Here is a 25,362-nt window from a genome sequence, read left to right on the forward strand (position 1 = left end):
CGTTCTGGCGCCCCCCCGTGGCTCACCCGGGTGTTTTGGGAGTGGTTTCGGGGGTGGCCCCCCCGCCGGGGGGGGCCTCCTCCTCTCACGTTCGCGTCCGGGGCAATCGATGGATTCCGGCGGGGTGCCGCCTGCGGAAGGCGGTTTGTCCCGCTTCGGCTGCCTATGATCCGTGCCCATGCACCCCGAACCGGAACTGGCCCAGGCCCCCGCCGCCCTCGCCGCGGCGGTGCTCACCAGCGGGAACCGGACGATCGTCGCCGTCGTCGCCGGTGTCGCCCTCGCCGCACTGGTCACCGCCCGGCTCTTCGGCCGCCAGGTGCTCAAGGCCGACGAGGGCACCCCGGCGATGCGCCGGATCGCCGCCGCCGTGCAGGAGGGCGCCAACGCCTACCTCGCCCGCCAGCTGCGTACCATCGCGCTCTTCGCCGTCGTCGTCTTCCTCCTGCTCATGGCGCTGCCCGCCGACTCCTGGTCGCAGCGGGCCGGACGCTCGCTGTTCTTCCTGGTCGGCGCCTTGTTCTCGGCGGTCACCGGATACGTCGGGATGCGGCTCGCCGTCCGGGCCAACGTCCGGGTCGCGGCCGCCGCCCGGGAGGCCGCCCCGGCCCCTGGCCGGCCCGGGCTGGAACCCGCCGAGGCCGCCCGCCGGGCCATGCGGATCGCCTTCCGCACCGGCGGGGTCGTCGGCATGTGCACGGTCGGTCTCGGGCTGCTCGGCGCCGCCTGCGTCGTCCTCGTCTACGCCGCCGACGCGCCCAAGGTCCTGGAGGGCTTCGGCCTCGGCGCCGCCCTCATCGCCATGTTCATGAGGGTCGGCGGCGGCATCTTCACCAAGGCCGCCGACGTCGGCGCCGACCTGGTCGGGAAGGTCGAGAAGGGCATCCCCGAGGACGACCCGCGCAACGCCGCCACCATCGCCGACAACGTGGGCGACAACGTCGGCGACTGCGCGGGCATGGCCGCCGACCTCTTCGAGTCGTACGCCGTCACCCTGGTCGCCGCCCTCATCCTCGGCAAGGCCGCCTTCGGCGACCACGGCCTGGTCTTCCCGCTGATCGTGCCCGCCATCGGGGTCCTCACCGCCGTCATCGGCATCCTCGCCGTCTCCCCCCGGCACTCCGACCGCGGCGGGATGCGCGCCGTCGACCGCGGCTTCTTCGTCTCCGCCGTCGTCTCCCTCGTGCTGGTCGCCGTCGCCGCCTTCGTCTACCTGCCGTCGTCCTACGCCGAGCTGGAGGGCGTCACCGAACCCGGGCTGACCGGGCGCGCCGGCGACCCCCGGGTCCTCGCGCTCGTCGCCGTCGCCATCGGGATCCTGCTCGCCGCGCTCATCCAGCGGCTCACCGGCTACTTCACCGAGACCGGCCGCCGGCCCGTCCAGGACATCGGCCGCTCCTCGCTCACCGGCCCCGCCACCGTCGTCCTCGCCGGCGTCGCCATCGGCCTGGAGTCCGCCGTGTACGCGGCGCTGCTCATCGCCCTCGCCGTCTACGGGGCCTTCCTGCTCGGCGGCGCCTCCGTGATGCTGGCGCTCTTCGCGGTCGCACTCGCCGGGACCGGGCTGCTCACCACGGTCGGCGTGATCGTCGCCATGGACACCTTCGGGCCCGTCGCCGACAACGCGCAGGGCATCGCGGAGATGTCCAAGGACGTCCAGGGCGCCGGAGCGCAGGTCCTCACCGAGCTGGACGCCGTCGGCAACACCACCAAGGCGATCACCAAGGGCATCGCGATCGCCACCGCCGTCCTCGCCGCCGCCGCGCTCTTCGGCTCGTACCGGGACGCCATCGCCACCTCGGTCGCCGAGGTCGGCGCGCGCGCCGGGGAGCTGACCCTCTCCATGGACATCTCCCAGCCCAACAACCTCGTCGGGCTGATCCTCGGCTCCGCCGTCGTCTTCCTCTTCTCCGGACTGGCCATCAGCGCGGTCTCCCGGTCCGCCGGTTCGGTGGTGTACGAGGTCCGCCGCCAGTTCCGCGAGCACCCCGGGATCATGGACGGCACCGAGCTCCCCGAGTACGGGCGGGTCGTCGACATCTGCACCAAGGACGCGCTGCGCGAACTCGCCACGCCCGGGCTGCTCGCCGTCACCGCCCCGGTCGCCGTCGGGTTCGCGCTCGGCGTCGGCCCGCTCGGCGCGTACCTCGCCGGGGCGATCGGCACCGGCGCGCTGATGGCGGTCTTCCTGGCCAACTCCGGCGGTGCCTGGGACAACGCGAAGAAGCTGGTCGAGGACGGCAACCACGGCGGCAAGGGCAGTCCGGCGCACGAGGCGACGGTGATCGGCGACACCGTCGGCGACCCGTTCAAGGACACCGCCGGACCGGCGATCAACCCGCTCCTGAAGGTGATGAACCTGGTGGCGCTGCTGATCGCCCCGGCCGTGGTGCGCTACGGCTACGGCGAGGACGCGAACGCCTGGGCGCGGGCCGGGATCGCCGTCCTCGCGCTGCTCGTGGTGGCCGTCGCGGTGCGCGCCTCCAAACGGCGCAGGGTGGCTGTCGCCTGACGTGGCGTCCGTCTCATTTCCGGGGCGCGCGCGGTGCCCGAAGGCCCGGCGCCGCTTGGTTCAAACGGATTCAACACGGGAGGAATCCGTCGTACGAAAGGTGGAAGTCGCCCGCGCGGCGTGTATGTTCCGGGGCCGAGAGTCTTGGAAGGGACCGATCCGGTGAACAAGAAGCTTGTGGCAGCGCTGTCCGGCGGTGCGGTACTGGTGCTCGTGCTGTCCGGCTGTAGCGACGACGAGGGCGACAAGGTCAACGACTGGGCCAAGTCGTTCTGCGACCAGGCGAAGCCGCAGATCCAGAAGCGGGCCGACGCCCACCAGATCATCATCTCGACCGCGGCGGACAGCCGTCCGGCGGAGATCCAGGCCGCCGACTCCAAGGCGTTCAAGGACATCGCGGACGCCGACCGGGCGCTGGCCAAGGCCGTCGAGACGGCCGGCGTCCCGCCGATCGAGAACGGCGAGAAGGTCCAGAAGGACGTCATCGCGGAGCTCAACGCGACCGCCGTCGCCTACGACGGGCTGAAGAAGCAGGTCGACGCGCTCGACCCGACGAACCAGCAGAAGTTCGCCGAGGGGCTGAAGAACGTCGCCGACGGCCTCACCAAGATCGAGAAGATGGACCAGAACGCGCTGGCCAACCTGGAGAACGGCGAGCTGGGCCAGGCCATGGCCAAGCAGCCCGGCTGCCAGAAGCCGACCCTGTCGGTCCCCAAGACGCCGACCGGCTCCGCCTCCCCGAAGGCAGGCTCCACGGCCACGGCCACCCCCACCACCGCCGCCTCCCCGAAGCCGTCCGCCTCCGCGGAGTAGCCGGCGCCGGAACGCGACGCGCCCGGAGGCCGCCTGACGCGGCCTGAGGCGCGCGGGGCCCGGGCCCGGACGCGCGCGGGCAGGCCCGACGCGGTCCGGCCGGGCCTGGCCCGGCTCGGCCCGGCACAGCCCGACCAGCGCCCCGTACCAGACAGGTCCGTTGCCGGTCGTCGGGCTGTCGGGGGGTCTGTTGTCGGAGGGGGCGGTCACAATGGGGGCGTGAGTACGACGAGTCTGACTGCCAGCCTTCCGGTGCCCGCGCGCGCCGCCCTCCTGCGCGAGGCTCTGCTCGCCGCGGACTTCACCGCCGATGGTCTGCTCGACCTGCTCGGTGCCCCGGCCTACGCCGCGCTGGCCCGCAGCGAGACCGTGCCCGCTCTGCGGGCCACCCGCGGGGACTCCGCGCTGGAGACCCTCGTCCGGCTCTTCCTGCTCCAGCGGGCCGTCGAGCCTGGCCGGGCCGCCGCCGCCCTCCCGCTGGACGAGGCGCTGGCCGACGGCTGGGTGGTCCGGGAGGACGGCGCGGTGCGCGCGACCGTCGACGTCCGGCCGTACGGCGGCCCGGACGGCGAGGACTGGTTCATCGTCTCCGACCTGGGCTGTGCCGTCGGCGGCGCCGGCGGCATCGGCAGCAAGGAGGAGGGCGTCGTCCTCGGTGTCGGCGGCGCCTCCACCACCCTCGCCGGCATCACCGTCCGCACCCCGGTCGCCGCCGCGCTCGACCTCGGCACCGGCTCCGGCATCCAGGCCCTGCACGCCGCCCAGCACAGCACCCTGGTCACCGCCACCGACCTCAACCCGCGGGCGCTGGACTTCACGCGGCTGACGCTCGCCCTCTCCGGGGCGCGCGAGGCCGAGCTGCTGGAGGGCTCGCTCTACGAGCCGGTGGACGGCGACACGTACGACCTGGTCGTCTCCAACCCGCCGTTCGTGATCTCCCCCGGCTCCGGGCTCACCTACCGGGACGGCGGGATGAGCGGCGACGACCTGTGCCGCACCCTCGTCCAGCAGGCCGGCGAGCGGCTGAACGACGGGGGATACGCCCAGTTCCTGGCCAACTGGCAGCACGTCGACGGCGAGGAGTGGCAGGACCGGCTCCGCTCCTGGGTGCCGCGCGGTTGCGACGCCTGGATCGTCCAGCGCGAGGTGCAGGACGTCACCCAGTACACCGAGCTGTGGTTGCGGGACAGTGGCGACCACCGCGGCGACCCCGAGGCGTACCGGGGGGCGTACGAGCGCTGGATGGACGCCTTCGAGGCGAGCGGGACCCGGTCGATCGGCTTCGGCTGGATCACCCTGCGGCGCGACCCGGAGGTGGCCGCGGGGAAGGCGGAGCCGTCGATCGTGATCGAGGAGTGGCCGCACCCCGTGGAGCAGCCGCTCGGCCCGGCCGTCCGTGCCCACTTCGAGCGCCAGGACTACCTGCGCACCCATGACGACGCCGCGCTGCTCGCGGACAGCTTCACCCTCGCCCCCGAGGTCGTCCAGGAGCAGGTCGGGCTGCCCGGCGCCGAGGACCCCGAGCACGTCGTCCTGCGCCAGAACCGGGGCATGCGCCGCGCCACCCGGGTCGACCACGTGGGCGCCGGCTTCGCGGGCGTCTGCGACGGCTCCCTCAGCGCCGGCCGGATCCTCGACGCCATCGCCCAGCTCATGGGCGAGGACCCGGTGCTGCTGCGGGACCGCACCCCGCAGGCCATCCGCCTCCTCGTCGAGGAGGGCTTCCTCACCCCGGAGTCCCTGCTTCCGGAGGAGGAGCGCGCCGCGGAGTAGTGGGGCACTACCGGCCATCTTCGTGAAACCGGACGGTCCGGCCCGCGTCGTTCACCCGGAATTCGCGTCCCTGACGCCGGAAGCTGTCAGCCTCCCTTCCAGGACCCCTCCGGGGAGACACAGACCGCGCGGGTACGGCGGTGGGACGGGAAGCGGGTACGGGCATGGAGAGCGGGCCGGCGATCTTCGCGGGAACGGCGTTCGCGCTGTTCGGAGGCGCGCTGCTGCTGTGGACCACGGTCCGCGTCCGGCACGGCGAGCCCGTCGCCCTCGGCGTCCCGCCCCGCGCCGCCGCCCTCCTCGCAGCCCTCTCCGGGGCGCTCTTCCTCGCCCTCGGCGTCTGGTGCTTCGGCCGCCTCTGAGCCGCGCCCGCGCCACTCGCTGAGACGCGCTCCACACCCGGCCGCCCCGCCGGTCCGGCAGTCCGGGCGGCAGGAAGGGCAGGAGTCGGGTTACCGTTCGAGTGGCCGTTGCGGGCTTTCCCTGTTTGACACGGGGGCGGGTTGTACCGTCACACTCCGCAGCGACGCCAGCGTCACCGAGGGTGTCGCTGACGTGCGTGCCAGCGCAGACCGCGTCGACCGGAGAGAAGAGCGAAGTTGTCCCCGACCAGCGAGACCGCACACGGCGGCCGCCGACTCGTCATCGTCGAGTCGCCTGCCAAGGCGAAGACGATCAAGGGCTACCTCGGCCCCGGCTACGTCGTCGAGGCGAGCGTCGGGCACATCCGTGACCTCCCCAGCGGCGCCGCCGAGGTGCCGGAGAAGTACACCGGCGAGGTCCGCCGCCTCGGCGTCGACGTCGAGCACGACTTCCAGCCCATCTACGTCGTCAACGCCGACAAGAAGGCTCAGGTCAAGAAGCTCAAGGACCTGCTCGCCGAGTCCGACGAACTCTTCCTCGCCACCGATGAGGACCGCGAGGGCGAGGCCATCGCGTGGCACCTCCAGGAAGTCCTCAAGCCCAAGGTCCCCGTCCACCGGATGGTCTTCCACGAGATCACCAAGGACGCGATCCAGGCCGCCGTCGCCAACCCGCGCGAGCTCAACAAGCGGATGGTCGACGCCCAGGAGACCCGCCGCATCCTCGACCGCCTCTACGGCTACGAGGTCTCCCCGGTCCTGTGGAAGAAGGTCATGCGCGGCCTCTCCGCCGGCCGCGTGCAGTCCGTCGCCACCCGCCTCGTCGTCGAGCGCGAGCGCGAGCGCATCGCCTTCCGCTCCGCCGAGTACTGGGACCTCACCGGCACCTTCTCCACCGGCCGCGCCGGCGACCCCTCCGACCCCTCGTCGCTGACCGCGCGCCTCGCGTCCGTCGACGGCAAGCGCGTCGCCCAGGGCCGTGACTTCGGCGCCGACGGGCGGCTGAAGAGCGAGGCCGTGCTCCACCTCGACGAGGAGAAGGCCCGCGCGCTCGCCGCCTCCCTCGCCGACACCCGCTTCTCGGTCCGCTCGGTCGAGTCGAAGCCGTACCGCCGCTCCCCGTACGCGCCCTTCCGCACCACCACCCTCCAGCAGGAGGCCAGCCGCAAGCTCGGCTTCGGCGCGAAGGCGACCATGCAGGTGGCGCAGAAGCTGTACGAGAACGGCTTCATCACCTACATGCGTACGGACTCCACCGTGCTCTCCGACACGGCCGTCGTGGCCGCCCGCGCCCAGGTGACGCAGCTGTACGGCGCCGACTACCTGCCGGAGAAGCCGCGCGTCTACGCGGGCAAGGTCAAGAACGCGCAGGAGGCGCACGAGGCGATCCGGCCTTCGGGTGATCGTTTCCGCACCCCGGCCGAGACCGGCCTGACCGGCGACCAGTTCCGGCTCTACGAGCTCATCTGGAAGCGGACCGTCGCCTCCCAGATGAAGGACGCCACCGGCAACTCGGTCACCGTCAAGATCGGCGGCACCTCCGCCGACGGCCGCGACGCCGAGTTCTCGGCCTCCGGCAAGACGATCACCTTCCACGGCTTCATGAAGGCGTACGTCGAAGGCGCCGACGACCCGAACGCGGAGCTCGACGACCGCGAGCGGCGCCTCCCGCAGGTCGCCGAGGGCGACGCGCTCTCCGCCGAGGAGATCACCGCCGACGGCCACGCCACCAAGCCGCCCGCCCGCTACACCGAGGCCACCCTGGTCAAGGAGCTGGAAGAGCGCGAGATCGGCCGCCCGTCGACGTACGCCTCGATCATCGGCACGATCCTCGACCGCGGCTACGTCTTCAAGAAGGGCACGGCCCTCGTGCCGTCCTTCCTCTCCTTCGCCGTGGTCAACCTGCTGGAGAAGCACTTCGGCCGGCTCGTCGACTACGACTTCACCGCCCGCATGGAGGACGACCTCGACCGCATCGCCCGCGGCGAGGCCCAGTCCGTGCCGTGGCTGAAGCGTTTCTACTTCGGCGAGGGCGGCCCCGAGGGCTCGGGCGCCGCCGACGCCGGAAACGGCGACGGCGACCACCTCGGCGGCCTCAAGGAGCTCGTCACCGACCTCGGCGCCATCGACGCCCGCGAGATCTCCTCCTTCCCCGTCGGCGACGGCATCATGCTGCGCGTCGGCCGCTACGGCCCCTACGTCGAGCGCGGCGAGAAGGACCAGGAGGGCCACCAGCGGGCCGACGTCCCCGAGGACCTCGCCCCCGACGAGCTGACCGTCGCCCACGCCGAGGAGCTGCTGGCCAAGCCCAGCGGCGACTTCGAGCTCGGCGCCGACCCCGTCAGCGGCAACCAGATCATCGCCAGGGACGGCCGGTACGGCCCGTACGTCACCGAGGTCCTGCCCGAGGACACCCCGAAGACCGGCAAGAACGCGGTCAAGCCGCGCACCGCCTCTCTGTTCAAGTCGATGTCCCTCGACACGGTCACCCTGGAGGACGCGCTCCGGCTGATGTCGCTGCCGCGCGTCGTCGGCGCCGACGCCGAGGGCGTCGAGATCACCGCGCAGAACGGCCGGTACGGCCCGTACCTCAAGAAGGGCACCGACTCGCGGTCGCTGACCAGCGAGGACCAGCTCTTCACCATCACGCTGGAGGAGGCGCTGGCGATCTACGCCCAGCCCAAGCAGCGTGGCCGGGCCGCCGCCAAGCCGCCGCTGAAGGAGCTCGGCACCGACCCCGTCAGCGAGAAGCCCGTCGTCGTCAAGGACGGCCGCTTCGGCCCGTACGTCACCGACGGAGAGACCAACGCGACGCTGCGCACCGACGACAGCGTCGAGACGATCACGCCGGAGCGCGGCTACGAGCTGCTCGCCGAGAAGCGCGCCAAGGGACCGGCCAAGAAGACCGCCAAGAAGGCCCCGGCGAAGAAGACCGCGGCCAAGAAGACGGCCGCGAAGAAGACCACGGCGGCCAAGACCACCGCGGCGAAGAAGACGGCGGCGAAGAAGACCACGACGGCCAAGACCACCGCGGCGAAGAAGACGGCCACGAAGAAGGCTGCCGCTGCGAAGCCGGAGTAGTCCGGGCGGCGAAGCACCGGAGTGGTCCGGGCGGCCGGGATCGTGAGTCCGGGCGGTCGGGATCTTGGGAAGGGCGGGAGCGATGCTCTCGCTCTTCCTACATATGTTCGGCTGTGGACCCGTTGAGCCAGGCCGTCCGGATAGGGTGGACGGATGACGCGAGCAGAGCAGCCAGAGCTTCTGGGCGACTCCGAAGCCGCACCCGCCCCCGGCGCCGCCCCCGTCTTCGACGCGGCCCTCGTCGCGGACTCCCGGGAGCGCGCCGTACGGGCCCTCGTCCGCCACCAGCCGCTCCGCCGGCTGTGGAGCGCCCAGGTCGTGGGCGGGGTCGGCGACGCCCTCGCCCTCCTCGTCCTCGTCCTGCTCGCCCTCCAGGCCACGACCGCGGGCGGCGAGTTCGGCGGCGGCTCCCGGGGCGTCGCCTTCGCCGTGGCCGCCGTCGTCGGCACCCGGCTGCTCGCCACCGTCCTCTTCGGCGCCGTCCTGCTCGGCCCGCTCACCGCCCTGACCGCGCCCGGCGCCGCCCTCGACCGGCGGTGGACCATGATCGGCGCCGACGGGCTGCGGATCGCGCTGCTCGTCATCGCGCCCCTGTGGATCGACTGGACCCCCGGCAGCGCCGTGTGGTTCCTGCTCGGCACGGTCTTCCTCACCGGCGCGGCCGAACGCCTCTGGGCCGTCTGCCGCGAAGGCGCCGCCCCCGCGCTGCTGCCCGCCGCGCCCGTCGAGGGCGACGCCGTCCGGCCGCTCCCCGACCACCTCGGCGCCCTGCGCACCCTCACCCAGCGCACCGCCTTCCTCGCCGTGCCGGCCGCCGCCGCCGTCCTGCTCGTCGCCACCCTCATCGGCAACCTGCTCGGCTCCGGCATCGACTGGTTCTCGCTCCACCAGGCCGCCCTCGGCACGTACGTCGCCGCCGGCCTCTTCGCCGCCTCCGTCAGCGTCCTCGCGGCGATGACCCTGCCCGGCGGGCAGACCCCGCGCCCCCGCTCGCCGCTGGAGGGGCTGCGCCGCCCCGCCGCCGACAAGGGCCGCACCGGAGCCGTACCGCTGCTCGTGCTGGCCTGCGCCACCGTCGCCTGCGCCATCGGCGGGGCCGCCTCGCTCGCCGCGCTGCACGCCCTCGACCTCGGCGGCGGGCCCGTCACGTACGCGCTGCTCGTGCTCGCGCTCAGCGGCGGCACCGCCGTCGGCATCCGCACCGCGCGCTCCGTGCTGCCGGTGCTCTCCCGGCGCCGGCTGCTCGCCCTCGCCCTCGCCGTCACCGGCATCGCCCTGATCGCCGTCGGCCTCGTGCCCGACACCGCGACCGTGCTCCTCCTCGCCCTCCTCGCCGGATACGCGGCGGGCGTCGCCGCCAACACCGGGCACGTCCTCATCGACCAGGAGACCGAGGAGCCGCGCCGGGAGCGCACCACCGCGCACCTCCAGGCCACCGCGCGCGTGGCCATCGCCGTCGGCGCGCTCGCCGCGCCGCTGCTCGCCGCCGTGATCGGCCCGCACCGGCTGGTCTCCGACTCCGGCACCTTCGTCTTCGACCACGGCGGCGCCGCGTTCACGCTCGCCCTCGTCGGCGCCCTGCTGCTGCCCGTCGCCGCGCTCGTCCTGGCCAAGACCGACGACCGCGCGGGCGTACCGCTCCGCCGCGACCTGCGCGACGCGCTGCGCGGCGCCGACCCCGCCCAGGCCCCGGCCGCCACCGGCTTCTTCATCGCCCTGGAGGGCGGCGACGGCGCCGGCAAGTCCACCCAGGTCCAGGCGCTCGCCGACTGGATCCGGGCCAAGGGCCACGAGGTCGTCGTCACCCGCGAGCCCGGCGCCACCCCCATCGGCAAGCGGCTCCGCTCGATCCTGCTCGACGTCTCCTCGGCCGGCCTCTCGAACCGCGCGGAGGCGCTGCTGTACGCCGCCGATCGCGCCGAACACGTCGACTCCCTGGTCCGGCCCGCCCTGGAGCGGGGCGCCATCGTCCTCACCGACCGGTACATCGACTCGTCCGTCGCCTACCAGGGCGCCGGCCGCGACCTCTCGCCGACCGAGATCGCCCGCATCTCCCGCTGGGCCACCGGCGGGCTCGTACCGAACCTGACCGTCCTCCTCGACGTCTCGCCGGAGACCGCCCGGGAGCGGTTCACGGAGGCGCCTGACCGGCTGGAGTCGGAGCCGCCGGAGTTCCACGCGCGCGTGCGGGCCGGTTTCCTCGCCCTCGCCGCCGCCGACCCGAGCCGCTACCTCGTCGTCGACGCCGGGCAGGAGCCCGAGGCCGTCACCACCGTCGTACGCCACCGGCTCGACCGGATGCTGCCCCTCTCCGAGGCCGAGGTGAAGGCCGCGGAGGAGGCCCGCCGCAAGGCGGAGGAGGAGGCCCGGCGCAAGGCCGAGGAAGAGGCCGCCCGCAAGGCCGAGGAGGAGCGCCTGGAGCGCGAGCGCCAGGAGCAGCTCGCCAAGCTGCGCGCCGAGGAGGAGGAGCGCAAGCGCCGCGAGGAGGAAGAGGCGCGCCGTCTGGAGGCCGAGCGGCAGGCGGAGGAGGCCCGGCGCAGGGCCGAGGAGGCCCGGCTCGCCGCCGAGGAGGAGGCCCGCAGGCGCGCGGCCGAGGAGAAGGCCCGCCGCGAGGAGGCGGAACGGCTCCGCAAGCAGGCCGAGGAGGAGGCCCGCCTCCGCGCCGAGGCCGAGGCACTCCGCCAGGAGAAGCAGCGCAAGGCGGAGGAAGCCCTCCTCCGCGCCGAGGAAGCCCGCCGACTGGCGGCCGCGGCCGCCGCCGCGAAGGCCGCGGAGGAGGCCGTCGCCGCCGCGGAGAAACTGGCCGCCGAGCAGGCGGCGAAGGCTGCGGCGGAGAAGGCGGCGGCTGAGCGCGCGGCGGCCGAGCGTGCTGCGGCGGAGAAGCGGGCTGCTGCTGAGCGGGCCGCGGCCGAGAAGCGGGCTGCTGCCGAGCGGGCTGCCGCGGAAGAGCGTGCGGCTGCGGAGAAGCGTGCCGCTGACGCGCGTGCCGCCGCCGAGCGGAGGGCGGCCGAGCAGTCGGCGAGCGAGGTCACGGTCCAGACGCCGGTCGTGAAGCTGGGCAAGGACTCGGGTGCGGGTGCGGGTGCTGGTGCTGGTGCTGGCGTGGAGGCGGGTGCGGGTGCGGGCGGCGACGCCCCGACCGTCTCGCCGAACGAGGTCACCGTGGCGACCCCGGTCGTCCGCCCGGAGGACGCGCGCCCCGAGGACGAGACGGCTGTGTTGCCGCAGGTGCGGGATGCGGCTGTGGATGAGACGGCTGTGTTGCCGCCGGTGCGGGATGCGGCTGCGGACGAGACGGCCGTGCTGCCGCCCGTGAGGGATGCCGCTGCGGACGAGACCGCCGTGCTGCCGCCCGTGAGGGACGAGCGGCGGGCCGATCCGGTGGACCGGGTTCCGCAGGACTTCTTCCGGGACGAGCGGGCGACCGGTGGGGCGACTTCGAACGACGTCACCCGCGAGCTGCCCCAGCTCGACGAGCAGGGCCGCCCGCGCCGCCGCTCGGACTGGGCGGAAGAGACCCCGCTCGACGACCTCCCGAGCCTCGCCGACGAACTGTTCGGCGGCTACGAGGACGGGGACGGGAAGCGCAGGAACGACAGGGGCGACGACGGGAACGGGACCGCCGAGGACGGCCGCCGCCGGCGCCGCTGAGGCGGAGCGGTGGGCCGCCGGGCGGCCGGACAGCCGGGCAGTCGGATGGCGGCGCCGCAGGACGGCGGAGCCGCCGGATGGCCGGTCGGCAAGGGCGCGGCGTCGGCCCGCTGGAGTATCGGCTCGCCGCGCTCGCCGCGCTGCTGGACTGTTGTACTGCCAGAGCGCTGTTTCGGCCGGTCGGCTAGCGGGCCCGCCCGGGCCGTTGGGCCGCCGGCCGCCCGTTGCCGGACGGCCAGGCGGCCTGACGGCCCGGACGGCAGGAGCGCGACGGCAGCTTGCCGGACCCTTGCCTCGCCGGACGGCGGGAGCATCGCGTCGGTCCTTCGGACCACCGGCTCGCCGGACGGTCGTACTGCCAGAGCGTTGCCTCGGCCTGCCCGGCCTGCCCGGCCTGCTCGGGCTGCCGGGCCGCTGGCCCGGCAGACGCCGGGCGGCCGGACGGCCGACTGCCGGACGGCAGGAGCGTCGCGTCGGTCCTTCGGACCACCGGCTCGCCGGACGGTCCTACTGCCAGAGCGTTGCCTCGGCCTGCTCGGCCTGCTCGGCCTGCTCGGGCTGCCGGGCCGCTGGCCCGGCAGACGCCGGGCGGCCGGACGGCCGACTGCCGGACGGCAAGAGTGCCGCGCTGGCCCACCGGCCCACCGGCCCACCGGCCCACCGGCCCACCGGCCCACCGGCCCACCGGCCCACCGGCCCACCGGCACACCGGCACACCGGCACACCGGCCCACCGGCACACCGGCCCACCGGAGCGCGCCCCCACCCCGCCGCCGGAAGCTCGGCGGGGCCGGTTGTCAGTCGGCTGCCTCACAATGGGGGGCGTACCTTCAGGAGGGGCAGACATGGGCGTATGGGACGACCTGGTTGGACAGGGGCGGGTTGAGGAGCAGTTGGCGGCCGCCGCGCGGGATGCCGACGCGCTCGTCACCGCTCAGGCCGCCGGTGAGCTCGCCCCCGAGGCGTCGAAGATGACGCATGCCTGGCTCTTCACCGGTCCTCCCGGCGCGGGCCGGACCGACGCGGCGCGGGCCTTCGCGGCGGCGCTCCAGTGCGTGAGCCCGGACCGGGCCCTCGGCGGGGCGCCGGGCTGCGGCTTCTGCACCGGGTGCCACACGGTGCTCGTCGGCACCCACGCCGACGTGACGACGGTCTCCGCCGTCGGCACCGAGATCCTCGTCAAGGACATGCGCGACACCGTCCGCAAGTCGTTCACGTCACCGGCCAACGGCCGCTGGCAGATCATCCTCGTCACCGACGCCGAGCGGCTCAACGAGAAGTCGGCCAACGCCGTGCTGAAGGCCGTCGAGGAGCCCGCCCCCCGCACCGTCTGGATGCTCTGCGCCCCCTCGGTCGAGGACGTCCTGCCGACGATCCGCTCCCGCTGCCGCCACCTGACCCTGCGCACCCCGCCGGTCGAGGCCGTCGCCGACCTGCTGATCAGGCGTGACGGCATCGAACCGGAGATCGCCCACGCGGCGGCCCGGGCCACCCAGGGGCACGTCGACCGGGCCCGGCGGCTCGCCACGGACGAGCGGGCCCGCGCCCGCCGCGCCGTCGTCCTCAAGCTGCCCCTGCGCGTGGCGGACATCGGCGGCTGCTTCAAGGCCGCCCAGGAGCTGGTGGACGCGGCGGCGGAGGACGCGAAGCAGGTCGCCGAGGAGGTCGACACCAAGGAGACCGAGGAGCTGAAGGCGGCGCTCGGCGCCGTCCAGGGCGGACGGATGCCGCGCGGCACCGCCGGGATGATGAAGGAGCTGGAGGAGAAGCAGAAGCGCCGCGGCCGGCGCACCCAGCTCGACACCCTGGACCTCGCCCTCACCGACCTCACCGGTTTCTACCGGGACGTGCTGACGCTCCAGCTGGGCACGCGTTCGGCCCTGGCCAACGAGGATGTACGGGACGCGGTGGAGCGGATCGCCCACGACACCACCCCGGAGCGGACCCTGCGCCGGGTCGAGGCCGTCCTCGCCTGCCGCGAGGCCCTGGAGCGCAACGTCGCCCCGCTGCTCGCGGTGGAGGCGATGGCGATGGCCCTCCGCGACTGACCCCAGCCCCGAGCCCCGGGCCCCGGGCCCCGAGCCCCGGAGTTCCCGGACCCGGCACCGTACGCCCCGCGATTGGACACGTTCCGTACTCGTCCGGATACGCTCCGGGCATGGACTCCAGGCGTCTCCTCCGTACCTCCGCCACGGCGCTCGCCGCCGCCGGGCTGATCCTCTCCGGCTGCACGGGCGGGAGCGACGCGGCCGCCCCGGTGGGGTCGAGGGCGGGGTCGGCGCGGCCGGTGGCCTCGCCGGCGCCCTCGCCGGAGGCGCTGAAGAAGTACTACGGGCAGAAGCTGTCCTGGCGGGACTGCGGCGTCACCGGCTTCCAGTGCGCGACGCTGAGGGCCCCGCTGGACTACGCGAAGCCGGACGGGCCGGAGATCAAGCTGGCCGTCTCCCGGGTGCGGGCGAGCGGCCCCGGGCAGCGGATCGGCTCGCTCCTGGTGAACCCGGGCGGTCCGGGCGGCTCGGCCGTCGACTACCTCCAGGGGTACGCGGGCATCGGCTACCCCGAGCCGGTGCGGGCCCGCTACGACATGGTGGCCGTCGACCCGCGCGGGGTCGGCCGCAGCGAGCCGGTCGACTGCCTGACGGGCCCCGAGATGGACACGTACACACAGATCGACCAGACCCCGGACGACGCGGCGGAGGTCAACGCGCTGGCCGCCTCGTTCAAGCGGTTCGCGGCGGGGTGCGAGAAGCGCAGCGGCGCGGTCCTGCCGCACGTCTCCACGGTGGAGACGGCCCGGGACATGGACATCCTGCGGGCGGCGCTGGGCGACGCGAAGCTGCACTACGTCGGCGCCTCGTACGGCACCTTCCTCGGCGCGACCTACGCCGAGCTGTTCCCCGGGCGGGTCGGCCGGCTCGTCCTCGACGGGGCGATGGACCCGTCCCTCTCCGCGCTCGACCTCAACCGGGACCAGACGGCCGGCTTCGAGACCGCCTTCCGGGCCTTCGCCGCCGACTGCGTCGCCCAGCCCGACTGCCCGCTCGGCACCGAGTCGGTCGCGGCGGCCGGGGAGGCCCTGAAGAAGTTCTTCCGCGCCACGGACGCCGCGCCGGTCCCCACCGGCGAGGACCGCGACCTCGGCGAGTCCTTGGCGACCACCGGCGTCATCGCCGCCATGTACGACGAGGGCGCCTGGCCGCAGCTGCGGGAGGCCCTGACCCGGGCGATCGGCGGCGAGGGCTCAGCGCTCCTGGCGCTCGCCGACAGCTACTACGAGCGGGAGCCGGACGGCTCGTACGCGAACCTGATGTTCGCCAACGCCGCCGTGAACTGCCTCGACCTGCCCCCCGCCTACCAGGACCCGTCCGGCGCCCAACTGGCCGCCCCGTCCTTCGACAAGGCGTCCCCGGTCTTCGGTACGGGCCTCGCCTGGGCGGCTCTGAACTGCACCTACTGGCCCTCCCCGGCCACCGGCCGCCCGCACCGCATCACCGCCGAGGGCGCCGCCCCCATCCTCGTCGTCGGCACCACCCGTGACCCCGCCACCCCCTACCGCTGGGCCGAGTCCCTCGCGGACCAGCTCTCCTCCGGCACCCTCCTCACCTACGAGGGCGACGGCCACACGGCCTACGGCCGCGGCAGCGACTGCGTCGACACCGCCATCAACACCTACCTCCTCGAAGGCACCCCGCCCACCGAAGGAAAGCGCTGCTCATAACCCCCGGAGCCACCCCCTCCGACCCTGGTCGGAGCACCCCGCGAAACTGTGTAGACTTGGCGACGCTGCTGCACCCACCATGGTGTCGCGCAGCACGCCGCCTTAGCTCAGTTGGCCAGAGCAACGCACTCGTAATGCGTAGGTCTCGGGTTCGAATCCCGAAGGCGGCTCGGAATCACCCCAGGACTCACTCGCCGTGACCTGGGGTTTTTTCATGTCCGGGCCGTTTTTGGGCTGTGCTTCGGGAGCAGGGGGAATCGTGGGCGAGCGGGTGGTCGGGGGGACCGGGCGGACGCGGTTGCGGCGGATGCGGGAGAAGGGGTCGTATCTGCGGGGGGATCTGGACGCGGTGTTGGCGGCGGGGTGGCTGTGTCATCTCGGGGTGACCGTGGACGGGGTGCCGATGGTGGTGCCGACGGCGTACGGGGTGGACGGGGACCGGCTGTACGTGCACGGGTCGGTGGCCAGTCGGAGTCTGGTGCAGGCGCCGGGGAGCACGGTGTGTGTGACGGTGACGCATGTGGACGGGCTGGTGCTGGCGCGGTCGGTGTTCGAGCACGGGGTGAACTACCGGTGCGCGATGATCTACGGCGTTCCCGAGCTGGTGACCGATCCCGAGGAGAAGCTGCGGGGGCTGCGGGCGCTGACCGAGCAGAGCAGCCCGGGGCAGTGGGAGTACGTGCGGCAGCCCAGCCGGAAGGAGCTGGCGGCGACCTCGCTGCTGGCGCTTGACCTCACCGAGGCGTCGGTGAAGACGCGGAGCGGGCCGCCGGACGACGGGGACTCCGAGGACGCGGAGCTGGGGCTGTGGGCGGGGGTGCTGCCGGTGGTGACCACCTTCGGCGACCCGGTGCCCGATCCCGTACTGCCGCCCGAGATCGCCGCCGCCGTGCCCGGTCACATCGCGGGGCGGGCCGGGCGGCGGGCGGATGGAGTGGAACCCGTACGCGCTAGGGCGTGATCGCCAGGCGGTTCACGTGGGGTGGGTCCGCCAGGACGTCGATCGAGGTGATCGGGCCGGCCGGGGCCGTGAAGCGGTAGACGGCGTCCGGGGCGGCGACCAGGCCCGGGGCCCCGTCCACCAGGACCGGGCGGGCGACCGCCGCGCGGGCCGCCAGGACGCGGGCCACCGCCGGGGCGCCGTGGGCGGGCCGGACTCCGCCGCGTACGGCGCCGGGGTCGGCGCGCAGGACCGCGTCCGGGTCGAGCAGGGCGCGCAGGGCGGCCGTGTCGCCCTCCTGGGCGGCGGCGAGGACCGCGTCCACGGCCGCCCTGAGGCGTACCGGATCGGGTTCCGGCATCTCCTCGGTGCCCCGGACCCGGGCCCTCGCGCGGGCGCCGATCTGGCGGACCGCCGCCGGGGCGCGTTCCAGGACGAGGGCGAGGGTCTCGTACGGGACGTCGTAGCGGTCGTGGAGGACGAGGACGAGCCGTTCGGCCGGGGTCAGGCCGGGGCTGTCCGGGGTGTCCGACCAGGGGTCCCACGGGTCGGTGCGGCGGGCCTCGCGGGCCCGGAGCCGGCCCAGGCAGACCCGGGCGAGGACGGCCTCGGGGGACGGGCCCGGATCGGGGACGGGGCCCGGGCCCCGGCGGGTGCGGGGGCCGGGGCCGTACGGGGCGAGGACCCGCTCCGCGGTCCGTACCGCCCGGTCCGCCTCGGGGACGGAGCCGAGCAGCGCGCGGGCCATCGCCCGCAGCCGGGTGCGCGTGGTGGTGTGCACGTCAGTCGCCGTGTCCGGTGCCTCCGCTGCCGAAGCCACCGCTGGAGATCCCGCCCCACTTGCGCTTCTCCTCGCTCGGCGGGGTGGGCGAGGTCTCGGTGCCGCCGCCGTCCTTGAGCTGGTACGGCATGAGCCGGTGCGCGCCGTCGGTGTGCGGCATCTCCGTCCCGCGCCGGTACTCCGACATCTCGCCGGGGATCGCGCCGCTGTCCGGGCGGTGCGGTTGTTCGTCGGGCTGCGGTGGGCGGGGCTCGCGGGTGCGGACCCGGTAGCCGAACCAGAAGCCTCCGATGAGTACGGCGACGATGACCAGGCCGCCGAGCAGTTGTGCGAGACCTGACTGCCAGACCCCAGCCAGGATCTCTGCGCTGAGAGTGTTCATACCAAGAGGATTACCCGATTCCGCTTCTTCGGATGCGTTCGAGCGCGGGTTCGGTGAAACATTTCCCCGGCCCCGTCGCGTCGAAGGGGTGTACGGCACGACAGCGAGCACCGCGGTCGCACAGGGCGACCGCCCGTGACCACTCGCGACCGCCAGGGAGAGGAGGGGCATGAGAACGTCCCGCGCGGACGAGTTCCTGGAGTTCGCCTCGGCACGCACGGGCCAGCTTTTCCGTTCGGCCTGCCTGCTGACCAGCGGGGACGTGCACCTCGCCGAGGACCTCACGCAGGAGACGCTGGGCAAGATGTACGCCCTCTGGGGGCGCGTGTCCCGGATCGGCAACCCCGCCGCGTACGCCCAGACCGTCCTCGTCCGCACGTTCCTCAGCCACCAGCGCCGCCGCTCCGCGACCGAGCGCCCGCTGGGCGAACTGCCCGACCACACCCCGGACGACGGCAGCGACCCGTTGCTGCGGATCGCCCTCCTCGACGCGCTCGCCGCACTGCCCGCGAAGGACCGGGCGGTCGTGGTGCTGCGCTACTGGGAGGACCGCAGCGTCGAGGAGACCGCCGACGCCCTGCACACCAGCTCCGCGGCCGTCCGCACCCGCTCCACGCGGGCGCTCGGCAAGCTGCGGCAGCGACTCGGCGGCAGCATCGCCGAGTTCGCCACCCGCTGAGCCGTCACCGGGCGGCGGCTCGGCTCCGGTCTCTTTCCGTCCAGCCCCGGTCTTCTTCCGTCCAGCCCCGGTTCGCTCCGGGGCGGACACCGGTCCTTCCGGGGGGCTGCCCCTTCCGGGGCGGAGCCGTAACTTTCCTCATCCTCCTCGTACTTCTGAAGCAGAGACGGTGATCTCGTCATGTCCCAGAACGAACACCACGACCCCGACGGCGGGTTCGCCGGCGAGCTCGGCTCCGTGCTGCGCAGCACCGGCGAGAGCTTCGGCCTCGAAGGCCGGCCCGAGCTGGTCTCCGGCGGACTCGCCCGCGGCCGGCGACGGCTGCTGCGCCGCAGGCTCGCCGTCACCGGCGGCGCCCTCGCGCTCGCCGGCATCGGCGTCGGCGGCGTCTACGCCGGCTCCGTCCTCACCCCCGAGCAGTCGGTGAAGCGGGCGTCCGTGGCGGCGGCGCCCGAGGGCGGCACCGCCACGGACGAGAACGGCAGGAGCGAGACCGCGGAGGCGACCCCGGACACCGGGACGCTGAAGCCCGGGGAGGCGGAGATCCCGCTCTCCGAGATCGCCGACATCGTCAAGGCCCACACCCCCGCCGGCCAGTGGCGGTTCGACGGCCTCGAAGGCAAGGGCCAGGGCCTCAACGGGTACTACGACGACGGCGAGGGCGAGGCCGCCTTCGGCATCTACCTCAGCCGGGCGGGCCGCAGTGCCGAGGCGGGCGCCGACATGGTGACCTGCCCCGACGAGACGTTCGTCCCCTACGACGACTGCGCCGAGGGCACGCTCCCGGGCGGCGGGCGGTTCATGGTCCTCCAGGGCTACGAGTACCCGGACAAGCGCGAGGAGACCAAGAACTGGCGGGCGACCGTGCTCACCAAGGACGGCTTCCTGATCGACGCGAACGAGTACAACGCGCCCGCGCAGAAGGGCGCCGCGATCAGCCGCGAGAACCCGCCCTTCACCGCCGCCCAGCTCAAGGCGCTCGTCACCGCCGACGCGTGGCGGCCGCTGCTGGACCGGATCCCGCCGCTGCCCACCGCGCCCGCCGTGCCGCCCGCGGGACAGGGCGGGAAGCTCCACAACCTGCGCAAGGCTCCGCCCGAGATCACCGGCAACAGCGTCCCCAACACCCTGCGCGCGCTGCTGCCCAAGGGGCTGGAGGTCGTCAAGAAGGAGGGTGAGGGTCAGTACGGCTACGTGATCGTCGACGACGGCAAGGGCAGGAGCCTCGTCCAGGTCAACGTCCAGTACGGCATGGGCGACGTCGCCGGTCAGCTCTTCGGCTCCGGCGAGGTCACCACCCTGCCCGACGGCCGCAAGGTGAAGCTCACCCAGCAGCCCGGCGAGAAGGGCGGCGACGGCGTCGTCATGTGGACCGCCGACACGATCACGAAGTCCGGATTCCGCGTCGTCGTCTCCGCCTTCAACTCCGGCACCCAGCACGAGGCCGCCACCCGGGCGGAGCCCGCGCTCACGATGGAGCAGCTGAAGACGATCGCCCTCGACCCGAAGTGGGCGAAGCTGCCCGCCAAGTAGGGATGGGGTGGGGTGGGGTGGGGGATGGGCGGTGCGTGGGTGCTACTTGGCGTCCGCGTACCGCTCCACCGTCGCCGTCGTGAACGGGAAGCGGACCGGGGTCGCCCCGAAGGCGATCCGGCCCGCCTCGTCCCCGGCGGCGCGGATCGCCTCCGTCACGGCCTCGGCCTCCTCCGCCGGGCAGTGCACGATCACCTCGTCGTGCTGGAAGAAGACCAGCTCGGCCCGCATCCCGGCGGCGGAGAGCGCCCGGCGCAGGGCCGCCAGCATCAGCAGCGCCCAGTCGGCGGCGCTGCCCTGGACGACGAAGTTACGGGTGAACCGGCCGCGGGCGCGTGCGTTCCCGGAGGCGTATCCCGGGGTGAAGCCTTCCTCCGCGGCGCCTTGTCCGGAGCCTTGTCCGGAGCCCTGTCCGTAGCGCTGTCCTGAGCCTTGGCCCGGGGCTTGTTCGGGGCCTTCCTGGGGGAGGCCCGCCTCGTCGTCGTCGCCCGCGCCGGCCGCTCTCGGGCTGGTGCGGCCCAGCCAGGTGCGGACGAGCCGGCCCTCCTCGCCGGCCTTCGCCGCCTCGTCGACATAGGCCACCGCGCGGGGGAAGCGGCGCCGCAGCGCCGCCAGGTTCTTCAGGCCGTCGCCGCTGGTCTGGCCGTAGATCGCGCCCAGCAGGGCCAGCTTCGCGTGGTCGCGGTCGCCGGAGAACGCCCGGTCGGACAGGCGGGTGTAGAGGTCGTCCGGGTGCCCGGCGACCTCCATCAGGCCCGGGTCGCGGGAGATCGCGGCGAGCACCCGCGGCTCCATCTGGTCGGCGTCCGCGACCACCAGCCGCCAGCCCTCGTCGGCGACGACCGCGCGCCGGATCACCTTCGGGATCTGGAGCGCCCCGCCGCCGTTGGTCGTCCAGCGGCCGCTGACCGTGCCGCCCGGCAGGTACTCCGGGCGGAACCGGCCGTCGCGCACCCAGTCCGCCAGCCAGGACCAGCCGTGCGCGGTCCAGATCCGGTACAGCTTCTTGTACGCGATCAGCGGCTCCACCGCCGGGTGGTCGACCTCCTCCAGCTCCCAGCGGCGGGTGGACCGCAGCCGGATCCCGGCCTGCGCGAAGGCCCTCACCACGTCGGCGGGCAGGTCGGGTCTGACCCGGCGGCCGAAGGCGGCCGACACCTCGTCCGCCAGCTCCGCGAGCCGGCGCGGCTCGCCGCCGCCCGCGTACCGCTCGCCCAGCAGCTCGTGCAGCAGGTCCCGGTGCACGTCGGCCCGCCAGGGCAGGCCGGCCCGGTGCATCTCGGCGGCCACCAGCATCCCGGCCGACTCGGCGGCGGTCAGCAGCCGCATCCTGCCCGGGTGCTCGGCCCGGTCGTGGCGGCGCTGCTGCTCCGCGTAGACCGCGAGCAGGCCCTCGAAGGGGACGGAGGCGACCGGCCGCGGCTCGAAGAGGGAGTCCTGGGAGCCGGGCTCGGCGGTGCGCTGCGGCGGGTCGGGCGGCACCGGCGCGTTCCGCAGCCGGGCCCACGCGGCGGCGGCCGAGCGGGGCTCGCCGAGGCGGCCCTCGTGGCCCAGGAGCAACTGCTCGGCGTCCTCGATGTCGTAACACCGCTCGACGCGGACGCCAGCGGCGAGCAGCCGCGGGTACACCTCGGCCGTCGACCGCCACACCCAGCGCGCCACCTCGGGCCGGGCGCGGACGGACGCGACCAGATCGGGCTCGCGGCGCACCTCCCCGGCGGGCGCGCCGTCCGGCCCGAGAGGGACGAGGACCACGCCCTCCCCCTCCGGCTCCGGCGCCAGCACCCACCTCTCGCTCATGGCTGCGAGTCTGGCATCCGCCACTGACAGTGGCGGATCACGACATCTGGGACGGGGGGTTGGGGGGTGGGTCCGGGCCCGGCCCCTCGCGGCACGGGGCCGGGGCCTGTCCTTGGCCCCTTCCGTCACGGGGCCGGGGGACTACCGCTTTCTGTTACGCGGCCGGGGCCTGCCGCCTTCCGTCGTGCGGCCGGGGCCTGCCCCTGCCCGCTTCCGTCACGCGGCCGCGTGGAAGAGGGCCGCCGCTTCGCCGCGGGAGGCGACACCGAGCTTGCCGAGGATGTTCGCGACGTGGAACTTCACCGTGGACTCGCTGATGTTCAGCTCTCCGGCGATGTGGCGGTTGCGGTGGCCGAGGGCGAGGTGCCGCAGGACCTCGATCTCGCGCTCGCCCAGCGTGGCCAGCGGGTGCGCGGCCCCGGCCGGGGCGTCCGGCGTGGCCAGGGGAAGGACCGCCGTCATGGTCGTGCCCCAGCCGGGTACGGCCTCCAGCTCGATCCGGCCGCCGAGGACGTCGAGCCGGTCGCGGATCGTGCCCGCGCCCACGTCGCAGGAGGCGAGGGTGCCGGGGCCGTCGTCGCGGACGGTGGCCAGCAGTTCGTGCTCGGTGATCCGCCAGCCGACGTGCACCCGGCTCACCCCCTCCTGTTCGAGGGCGATCGGCAGCAGTGCGCGGACGATCGCGCGGGCGCTGTGCGCGAGGTCGGCGGGGAGCGAGGGGTCGCCGTCCGGCGGGCCGAGCACGAGCCGTACCGCGTGGTGCCGGAACATCGTCCGCAGTTCGTCGGCGAGTCGGCCGAAGGCGGCGCGGGCGGGCTCCTCCGCGACCGCGCGGTCCTGCTGCCGCGCGGCCCGGATCTCGATGAGCGCGGTGGCGGCGAGGTCGGTGGCGGTCGCCCGGGCCGCCGCGTCGTCCAGGGACCGGCTGCGGAGCACCGACAGGACGGAGGAGACGGCCGCCGCGTGGGCGGTGGTCAACTCGGCGATGACACGCGCGCGCGTGTCGGCGGCGGCGCGGGAGCGGGCCAGCGCGCCCGGCATCGCCTCGACCGCGAACCGGTCGAGATGGCTGGTCACCAGGTCCCACAGGGCCTGCGCCAGGGCGAGTTCGTCCGGTCCGGCGGGCGCGGGGCCGGTCGTGGGGCTGTTCGCGGGGTCGGCCGTGGGCCCGTTCGTGGGGCTGCTTGTGGGGTTGTTCGCGGGGGCGTCTTCGAGGAGCAGGACGAGTACCGAGTTGCGGGCGGTGGCGCCGCTCGTCACCGCGATGCACGCGCGCGTACGCCCGCCGAGCCGGGCCGTCCCCTGCCAGGGCTCCCCGGGCACCCCGGCGGCGAGCAGCGGCGCCAGGTCGGCGGCGGTGAGCCCGTCGGTCGCGCCGGTCGTCTTGAACGGCGAGTGCGCGCAGTGCGTGGAGAGTTCGGCCGCGCCGACGTGCGGGATGACCGGGGCGAGCGTCGCGGAGAGCTGCCCGAGGAGCTGCCCGAGCGGCCGGCGGAGGATCTCGTACGCGGTGGTCAGCGTGAGCACGTCCATGGCGGCCAGCCTAGCGAGGGGGAGGGGAGGGGTGGCTGGTCTTTCGGATAGGTGGGACTGGCCGGAGGGAGGGCGGGGAGTGGGGGCCGCTTGGCGCAGGCTTGATCACGTCGAGAGGCGGACGCCCCGGGTGCCGGGGCCGAACACGCTGATACGGAGGGCGACATGACGACGGTGACGGCAGGGACGGCAGGGGCGGCAGGGGCGGCAGTGACGACGGTGACGGCAGGCGCGACGATGGAAGCCATTCTCTTCGAGGAGTTCGGCGGCCCTGAGGTGCTGCGGCACGAGACCGCGGCCGAGGTGCCGGAGCCGGGGCCTGGCGAGGTGCGGCTGCGGGTGGCGGCGGCGGGGGTCAACCCGATGGACTGGAAGGTGCGTCGGGGGCTGCTGGAGGAGTTCTTCCCGACGACGTTTCCCGCCGTGCCGGGGATCGAGGTCGCGGGCACGGTCGACGCGGTCGGTGAGGGCGTCACCGGATTCGCCGTCGGCGACGAGGTGTTCGGCTGGTCGAAGACCGGCGCCTACGCGCGGTACGCCCTCGCCGTGAACGTCCTGCCGAAGCCGGCCGGGCTGTCCTGGGAGGCGGCGGTGGGGCTGCCGATCGCCGGCGAGACCGCGGCCCGTGTGCTGGAGCAGATCGGGGTACGGGAGGGGGAGACGCTGTTCCTGAACGGGGCGGCCGGCATCGTCGGGACCATCGCGGTGCAGCTGGCGGTCGCCGCGGGGGTCACGGTCGTCGGGTCGGCCTCCGAGTCCAACCACGCGTATCTGCGCGGGCTCGGTGCGATTCCCGTGGCCTACGGGGAGGGGCTGGCGGATCGGGTGCGGGCCGCGGCCCCGCAGGGCGTCGACGCCGTCTTCGACGCCGCGGGGCACGGTGTGCTGCCGGTGGCGATCGAGCTGCTGGGGGGTGAGGGGGTGGCGGACAAGGAGCGGATCGCGACGATCGCGGCCACGGACGCGGCCGAGCACGGCATCGCGTACAGCCTCCCCGAGCCGGACTTCGACCGCGTACGGGCCTGGCTGAGCGCCCAGGCGGCAGCCGTCCTCGCTGGCACCCTCCGCCTCCGCCACGCCGAAACCCTCCCCCTCAAGGAGGCCGCCCGCGCCCAGGAACTGAGCGAAACGGGCCACGCACGGGGCAAGCTGGTCCTGGTGCCGTAGCCCGCACCCTGTGGCGGGCAGCCGTCTGCTGGGCCTGGGGCGGCGCGGGTGCCAGGACGCCGCCGCCGTTCCGTACCGGGCAACCGTTCCGCCGGGGTGGTCCCCGCACCCCCCGCGCCTCAGCCTGCGCGGGCCCGCCGCCGCGCCGTTTCGTTGTGGGCAATCGTTCCGCTGGGGCGATGGGGGTCCCCCCTGCTCGAGCGAAGCCGAGAGCTTGGGGGAGGGTGGGCACAACGGAACGGCACCCTTCGCGGGTGCCTCCGCACCGGTGCCTTGACCCGCACCAGTACCGCTTCGTGCGCGGGGTGCGGGTCAGGCAGGGTTCGCCGAGGGTGCTGCGGGCCGGACGAAGACGCTCAGGACGTACGTGGTCGGGTGGTCGCCCCGGCCGCACAGCCTGTCCAGGCGGATGTCCTCCGGCGCGAGCCGAGGCTCCTGGGCGCCGACCCGGCGCACCTCGGCCCGCCAAGCGGCCTCGTCCTGGGTGACGAACCGTCGCTCCCAGTGCCCCGCGCCGGGCGCGTGTCGCTCCGCCCACCGCTCGCGGGTGCGCGCCTCCCGCTGCTTTCGTCTCCGCTGGCCCGGCATCCGCCCATGATCGGGGGCCCGGGACTCCGGGACAAGCGGCACCGGTACGG

At 74.3% G+C, this 25,362-nt stretch carries 17 protein-coding genes and 1 tRNA gene; 13 read left to right on the forward strand and 5 right to left on the reverse strand.

The window, feature by feature from the left end; all coding sequences use genetic code 11:
* The first annotated feature begins 178 nt into the window (after positions 1-178).
* The 10 genes from ACFXMG_RS36990 to ACFXMG_RS37035 all read left to right on the forward strand — a co-directional run bounded on the left by ACFXMG_RS36990 (position 179) and on the right by ACFXMG_RS37035 (position 16,870).
* Positions 179-2,512 (forward strand): sodium-translocating pyrophosphatase, encoded by a 2,334-nt coding sequence (locus ACFXMG_RS36990; RefSeq protein ID WP_383827429.1) that lies wholly within the window; start codon positions 179-181, stop codon positions 2,510-2,512.
* Positions 2,513-2,674: 162 nt separating this feature from the next.
* On the forward strand, positions 2,675-3,325 hold the full coding sequence (locus ACFXMG_RS36995; protein ID WP_383827431.1) for a small secreted protein: 651 nt from the start codon (positions 2,675-2,677) through the stop codon (positions 3,323-3,325).
* A 219-nt stretch (positions 3,326-3,544) separates the two neighbouring features.
* Positions 3,545-5,098, forward strand: coding sequence for a methyltransferase (locus tag ACFXMG_RS37000; protein ID WP_383827433.1), 1,554 nt, complete (start codon positions 3,545-3,547; stop codon positions 5,096-5,098).
* A gap of 164 nt (positions 5,099-5,262) precedes the next feature.
* Positions 5,263-5,460: a hypothetical protein gene (locus ACFXMG_RS37005; protein WP_383827435.1), complete on the forward strand. Its 198-nt coding sequence runs from the start codon at positions 5,263-5,265 to the stop codon at positions 5,458-5,460.
* Positions 5,461-5,697: 237 nt separating this feature from the next.
* On the forward strand, positions 5,698-8,541 hold the full coding sequence (topA, locus tag ACFXMG_RS37010; protein ID WP_383827437.1) for a type I DNA topoisomerase: 2,844 nt from the start codon (positions 5,698-5,700) through the stop codon (positions 8,539-8,541).
* Between the two features lie 153 nt (positions 8,542-8,694).
* Positions 8,695-12,192, forward strand: a complete 3,498-nt coding sequence (gene tmk, locus ACFXMG_RS37015) for a dTMP kinase (protein ID WP_383827439.1) — start codon at positions 8,695-8,697, stop codon at positions 12,190-12,192.
* Between the two features lie 844 nt (positions 12,193-13,036).
* A complete protein-coding gene (locus ACFXMG_RS37020; RefSeq protein WP_383827441.1) occupies positions 13,037-14,239 on the forward strand; it encodes a DNA polymerase III subunit delta' in 1,203 nt (400 codons plus the stop codon).
* 110 nt (positions 14,240-14,349) lie between these two features.
* Positions 14,350-15,909, forward strand: coding sequence for an alpha/beta fold hydrolase (locus ACFXMG_RS37025; RefSeq protein WP_383827443.1), 1,560 nt, complete (start codon positions 14,350-14,352; stop codon positions 15,907-15,909).
* Positions 15,910-16,005: 96 nt separating this feature from the next.
* A tRNA-Thr gene (locus tag ACFXMG_RS37030) sits at positions 16,006-16,079 on the forward strand.
* Positions 16,080-16,216: 137 nt separating this feature from the next.
* Complete coding sequence (locus ACFXMG_RS37035; protein WP_383827445.1) at positions 16,217-16,870, forward strand: pyridoxamine 5'-phosphate oxidase family protein; 654 nt, start codon at positions 16,217-16,219, stop codon at positions 16,868-16,870.
* On the opposite strand, the gene ACFXMG_RS37040 is transcribed toward ACFXMG_RS37035, so the two are convergent.
* Together ACFXMG_RS37040 and ACFXMG_RS37045 are read right to left on the reverse strand one after the other, a co-directional pair.
* Complete coding sequence (locus ACFXMG_RS37040) at positions 16,860-17,630, reverse strand: RNA polymerase subunit sigma-70 (RefSeq protein WP_383827447.1); 771 nt, start codon at positions 17,628-17,630, stop codon at positions 16,860-16,862. The two genes, ACFXMG_RS37035 and ACFXMG_RS37040, sit on opposite strands and share 11 nt — an antisense overlap.
* Position 17,631: 1 nt before the next feature.
* Positions 17,632-18,012 (reverse strand): DUF6479 family protein, encoded by a 381-nt coding sequence (locus tag ACFXMG_RS37045; protein WP_383827449.1) that lies wholly within the window; start codon positions 18,010-18,012, stop codon positions 17,632-17,634.
* A 169-nt stretch (positions 18,013-18,181) separates the two neighbouring features.
* Here ACFXMG_RS37045 and ACFXMG_RS37050 point away from each other — a divergent pair, with 169 nt between their 5' ends.
* Positions 18,182-18,691, forward strand: coding sequence for a SigE family RNA polymerase sigma factor (locus ACFXMG_RS37050; RefSeq protein ID WP_383827451.1), 510 nt, complete (start codon positions 18,182-18,184; stop codon positions 18,689-18,691).
* A gap of 180 nt (positions 18,692-18,871) precedes the next feature.
* A complete protein-coding gene (locus tag ACFXMG_RS37055; protein ID WP_383827453.1) occupies positions 18,872-20,224 on the forward strand; it encodes a hypothetical protein in 1,353 nt (450 codons plus the stop codon).
* 42 nt (positions 20,225-20,266) lie between these two features.
* Here the strand turns inward: ACFXMG_RS37055 and ACFXMG_RS37060 are convergent, their stop codons facing one another.
* Together ACFXMG_RS37060 and ACFXMG_RS37065 are read right to left on the reverse strand one after the other, a co-directional pair.
* Positions 20,267-22,024 (reverse strand): bifunctional 3'-5' exonuclease/DNA polymerase, encoded by a 1,758-nt coding sequence (locus tag ACFXMG_RS37060; RefSeq protein ID WP_383827455.1) that lies wholly within the window; start codon positions 22,022-22,024, stop codon positions 20,267-20,269.
* Positions 22,025-22,240: 216 nt separating this feature from the next.
* Complete coding sequence (locus ACFXMG_RS37065) at positions 22,241-23,557, reverse strand: LuxR C-terminal-related transcriptional regulator (protein ID WP_383827457.1); 1,317 nt, start codon at positions 23,555-23,557, stop codon at positions 22,241-22,243.
* Positions 23,558-23,794: 237 nt separating this feature from the next.
* Here ACFXMG_RS37065 and ACFXMG_RS37070 point away from each other — a divergent pair, with 237 nt between their 5' ends.
* Positions 23,795-24,724, forward strand: coding sequence for an NADP-dependent oxidoreductase (locus tag ACFXMG_RS37070; protein WP_383827459.1), 930 nt, complete (start codon positions 23,795-23,797; stop codon positions 24,722-24,724).
* A gap of 312 nt (positions 24,725-25,036) precedes the next feature.
* Here ACFXMG_RS37070 and ACFXMG_RS37075 read toward each other — a convergent pair whose 3' ends face one another.
* Complete coding sequence (locus ACFXMG_RS37075; protein ID WP_383827461.1) at positions 25,037-25,312, reverse strand: hypothetical protein; 276 nt, start codon at positions 25,310-25,312, stop codon at positions 25,037-25,039.
* Positions 25,313-25,362 lie beyond the last annotated feature (50 nt).

This window comes from Streptomyces sp. NPDC059201, from assembly GCF_042754585.1.
In the GTDB taxonomy this organism is placed as follows: Bacteria; Actinomycetota; Actinomycetes; order Streptomycetales; family Streptomycetaceae; genus Streptomyces.